The following is a 235-nucleotide window of genomic DNA, read 5'->3' on the forward strand; positions in this document are numbered from 1 at the left end:
GTACAGGCACATGTCGGACAGGCCGGCATAGCCGTTGCCGGCGAACAGCGGGTTCTTGCCTTCCCAGATCGAGAAGTGGGTGTGCATGCCCGAGCCGTTATCTTCCTTGATCGGCTTCGGCATGAACGTCGCCGTCTTGCCGTAGGCATGCGCGACCTGATGCACGACATACTTGTAGATCTGCATGCGGTCGGCGGTCTGCGTCAGCGTACCGAAGGTCAGGCCCAGCTCGTGC

The 235-nt window shown here is 61.3% G+C and carries 1 pseudogene; it reads right to left on the minus strand.

Annotated features, from left to right (window positions below):
- Positions 1 to 235, minus strand: a pseudogene (gene glnA / locus AC0IYH_RS34035) (glutamine synthetase); the annotation flags it as partial.

It is taken from the genome of Pseudomonas sp. AC463 (assembly GCF_979253585.1).